The sequence below is a fragment of the Paraburkholderia sp. genome (assembly GCF_036488795.1).
In the GTDB taxonomy this organism is placed as follows: Bacteria; Pseudomonadota; Gammaproteobacteria; order Burkholderiales; family Burkholderiaceae; genus Paraburkholderia.
On the sequence record NZ_DASXHA010000006.1, the window covers coordinates 1 to 3,674 of the forward strand.

4 protein-coding genes and 2 pseudogenes are annotated in these 3,674 nt (G+C 63.3%); 1 reads left to right on the forward strand and 5 read right to left on the reverse strand.

From position 1 onward, the window contains the following. The 4 genes and pseudogenes from VGH41_RS00885 to istA form a co-directional block, all read right to left on the reverse strand. Positions 1-139, reverse strand: a pseudogene (locus VGH41_RS00885) (ATP-binding cassette domain-containing protein); the annotation flags it as partial. A 111-nt stretch (positions 140-250) separates the two neighbouring features. Continuing rightward, on the reverse strand, positions 251-475 hold the full coding sequence (locus VGH41_RS00890) for a hypothetical protein (protein ID WP_331595418.1): 225 nt from the start codon (positions 473-475) through the stop codon (positions 251-253). Then, complete coding sequence (istB, locus tag VGH41_RS00895; protein ID WP_331595419.1) at positions 472-1,239, reverse strand: IS21-like element helper ATPase IstB; 768 nt, start codon at positions 1,237-1,239, stop codon at positions 472-474. Before istB ends, VGH41_RS00890 begins: the two co-directional genes overlap by 4 nt. After that, positions 1,226-2,728, reverse strand: coding sequence for an IS21 family transposase (istA, locus tag VGH41_RS00900; protein WP_331595420.1), 1,503 nt, complete (start codon positions 2,726-2,728; stop codon positions 1,226-1,228). Before istA ends, istB begins: the two co-directional genes overlap by 14 nt. 206 nt (positions 2,729-2,934) lie before the next feature. On the opposite strand from istA, the gene VGH41_RS00905 reads away from it, so the two are divergent. Continuing rightward, positions 2,935-3,153, forward strand: a complete 219-nt coding sequence (locus VGH41_RS00905; RefSeq protein ID WP_200653613.1) for a hypothetical protein — start codon at positions 2,935-2,937, stop codon at positions 3,151-3,153. A gap of 380 nt (positions 3,154-3,533) precedes the next feature. On the opposite strand, the pseudogene VGH41_RS00910 reads toward VGH41_RS00905, so the two are convergent. Further along, a pseudogene (locus tag VGH41_RS00910) lies at positions 3,534-3,674 on the reverse strand (ABC transporter ATP-binding protein); the annotation flags it as partial.

The following is a 3,674-nucleotide window of genomic DNA, read 5'->3' on the forward strand; positions in this document are numbered from 1 at the left end:
TCTCGGTCGCGTTCATGCCTGCAGCCGGCTCGTCCAGCGCCAGCAGCTTCGGATCGGTGGCGAGTGCGCGTGCGATTTCCAGACGGCGCTGGTGACCGTACGACAGGTTGCGCGACGTGTAGTCGGCGTATTGCAGCACGCTGTTGGCGGCGGTATAAATCCGACACTAAACGGCGGCGCAAGGTTAAGTAAAAGCGTCAACAACCGTGGCCAGTCGTTGGCGCCCATGGTCGAGCGTGCCGGTCGTTAGTCAGAATGGATCGGCCTCGTTGTCACGAGGAAGGTGAGGGTTTCCAGGAGGCGAGCGGTGTTCGCGCAGCAGTTCATTGAGCGCAATCTGATAGTGCCCGACGATGCGCTCGCGTAGATCGTCGATGAGTTCGACGACAGCGAGCACCTGATCAGCGGACCAGTTCTCCGCGATCAGGAACTCGAGCCCGTGGGTGATACCTGAAGGCTGATGAAGGGGCTTCATGGTTTTGTCTTCCCGCCGCGTGCCGCACCGCGCCTGCTTGCCCGCTGCTCGGCGCGTTCACGGGCTTCCTTCACCCGGTATGACTCGCCTTCGATGGCGATGACTTCCGCGCGGTGCACCAGCCGGTCTACCAGCGAGACGACGCACGCGGCGTTTGGAAACACCTCTGACCATTCTGCAAATGGTCGATTGGTTGTCACGACTGTACTCGCGACTCCATACCGGCGGCTGATCAGTTCGAACAGCAGGTCGGCATTGCGATTGGAATAGGACAGGTATCCGAGCTCGTCAATGACGAGCACCGCAGGCGACGTATAGCGGTGCAGCCGCCGGCGTAAGGCCGAGTCACTGTCGAGCGCAGCGAGCTCACCGAGCATCTGGCCGGCGCTCGTGAACAGCGCCGTGTGCCCGTTCACGAGTGCCTGGTAGGCCAGGTTTAGCGCCAGCGTCGACTTGCCCACGCCGTTCGGGCCAATCAATACTACGTTGGCGTAGTCCCTGACGAACTCGAGCGACATCAGCTCTTCGACCGCGAGCCGGTCGCAGCGCGAGGGCCACGCCCAGTCGAAGTCGCACAGCGGTTTGAAGTTACCCAGATGGGCGTCACGAATGCGTCGTTCAAGCGAACGGCGGGCACGCTCGTCTTCCTCCCATTGCACGAGCGGTTCAACCCAGTCAGCATTGGTGAGTTCGGGCCAGTGCGCCAGCAGCCCGTACAGGCGCAAGGCGTTTGCGCGGCTTTGCAGATTCTCAGTCATGCTCATCGTGCGCTCCATTGAGCTGATCGTAGATGTCGAGCCGGTGGGGCGTCACCAGCGTGTCCTTGTTGCGCACGTGTTCAGGCAGACTGATGGTCACCGGCGGAGGTGCCTGGCGGGCTTCGCGTCGACGCTCGAGCGCCAGACGCACCGGATTCTGGTGAGGCGCGGCATCGCTGGCGAGCGTTTCCTCAATCGCCGCCTGCAGCTCGGCCGCGCCATAGCGGTCAAGCAGGCGCAGCAGCTGGGCGGTGATATTGCCCAGATTGGCGCCGCGCTCAGCGGCGCGCAGCATCAGGGTCCGGCTGGCCGGCGCCGCATGGGCCAGATGGTCCAGACCGCGATGGTGGCGCGCTTCGCGTTTGCTGGCGACGAGCGCGTCCAGATGCGCGGTGATCTCGATCTGCGCGCCACGATCGTAACTGCGCTCATGTGTCGCGAGCAGACCGGCGCCGTCGAGAATGCGCACCTGCCCGGGATCGGCACGTACCGTGAGCGTGCGGCGCACGTGGGTATGCGGGATCGAGTAGTCGTTCAGATCGAAGCGGACATACGGCTGTTTGCCGACCGCCACGGCCAGTTGCAGTTCACACGGGTACGGATTGTCCGGCAACGCGAGCAGGCTGGGTTGCTCGCGGGCGAAGGCCTCTCGCACGGTGATCGTGGGCTCCTCCCGGCAGGGGCGATCGGCTGCTGGCCCCGTGCACCAGAGTGCGGCCTGGGCGTTTAGATCATCAAGGTCAGTGAATTTGCGCGCGGCAAAGAACGCGTCGCGTACAAACCTGATGGCACGCTCGACGCGCCCCTTCTCGTTTCCTCTGGCTACGGCCACGGGGCGGGGTTCGTAGTGATGATGCGCGGCGAACGCGAGCAGTTGCGGATTGAAACGGATCGCGTCGCCCTGGCGCTCAAGCACGGCACTGCGCAGATTATCGTATTTGATGATCCTGGGTAATCCGGACCATGCTGCGAAGGCGCCGGCGTGACCCGCCAGGAAGCTATCCATGCGCGCATCCAGGAAGAAGCGCAGATAGATCTGACGTGACCACGACAGCACCATCACGAACGCCATCAGGGGCCGGCGCGCACGCCCGATCTGCAGGCGATCGAAATGCGCCCAGTCGCACTCGCCGACTTCCCCTGGCAAGGTGCGCAGGCGCAGGTACGCCTCGGCAACAGGCCGTGGGCGGTGAAGTGCTACCTGGTGCCGGAAATGGTGGATGTTGCCCCGGTAGCCGCGCTCAGTAACCATCGCATACAGCCGGCTCGCCGTGAGCGAGGGAAACTTCTTCAGCGTCTCATTGATGAACGGCAGGTAGGCATCGATCTGCGCGGGTCGCAGCACTGCGCCAATCCGTGGCAGGCCAGCCTGTGCGAGCACACGCTGGACGGTGCCGCGGTGCACGTGCAACTGGCGCGCGATGGTGCCGCAACGCCACTTCTCAACGTGGTAGTAGCGCAGGATCTGCGCCTCGAGTTCGACTCCGATGGTCATGGGTCACCTGTGTAGTGAGTAGCAGTCCGAACATCACGGAAGACCCGACGGCGAATTGGACCCAGGCGTAGGAAGCCCGCACAGACGCAGTGGCAGAAGTGGCAATGCTCAGGCACAGGTGTGGTGTGCGTGGATACCGCTGCTGTGGCCGATGTCGTCGAAGTCAGTCTCAGTAAAGCATCGGCGGCAGGCTCAGCGGAACCCTGATGCGTCACTTTATTGTTGCGGCTGCGATAGCGGCGCATCCGTTCGGCGTGCGCAAAACGGCCGTGGCGGGTGCGCTGGTAGCGTTGACCGGCCACACGCATGCTGGTTTGATGAGCGAGCAACGAACAGTCGCCGTCGCAATAGATCTGGCCGCGGTCGCAACGGCGGCAAACGATGACCTGCGCCCGGCAACGGGCGCAGACAAAGAGGCGGGCTGAGCTCGGCACCGGCAATCCCTGTCAATGCCGATGCGATATCGACAGAGCTTACGGGCAGTGCCATACTTGGGCACACCCGCACCCTGTCGTGCGCGTGCTGGGCTCGACACCGGATTGAACTTGGCGGTTTGCGCCGGTGTCGGGCCTGTTTCTTCGGCGGCAAATCCTCTTTTACCGCATCAGGCCTGCTGCGTCACCCCTTCCTGAACCGGCTCCCGCCGGCGCGCATCTGCACTCGCCCTACGGGCTCCTTTCGATGCGCCCCCATAACCTTGGCGCCACCCGTACCAGTCGTCTCGGATTAGCCCGGAAGACTAGAAAACATTCCGAATTCCTCACTAACGCCGCCGTTTAGTGTCGGTTTCTGACCGCCGTTAACACACGCCGACGTACTCCAGCAACTCGAGCGCGCGTTCCTTGATCTCGCGCTCTTCCTTGCGCTCAGCCGGCGTCTGGAACACGGCGCCCAGCAGTCCGTGCTTGGTGCGCACGTGACGGCCCACCATGACGTTTTCCAGTGC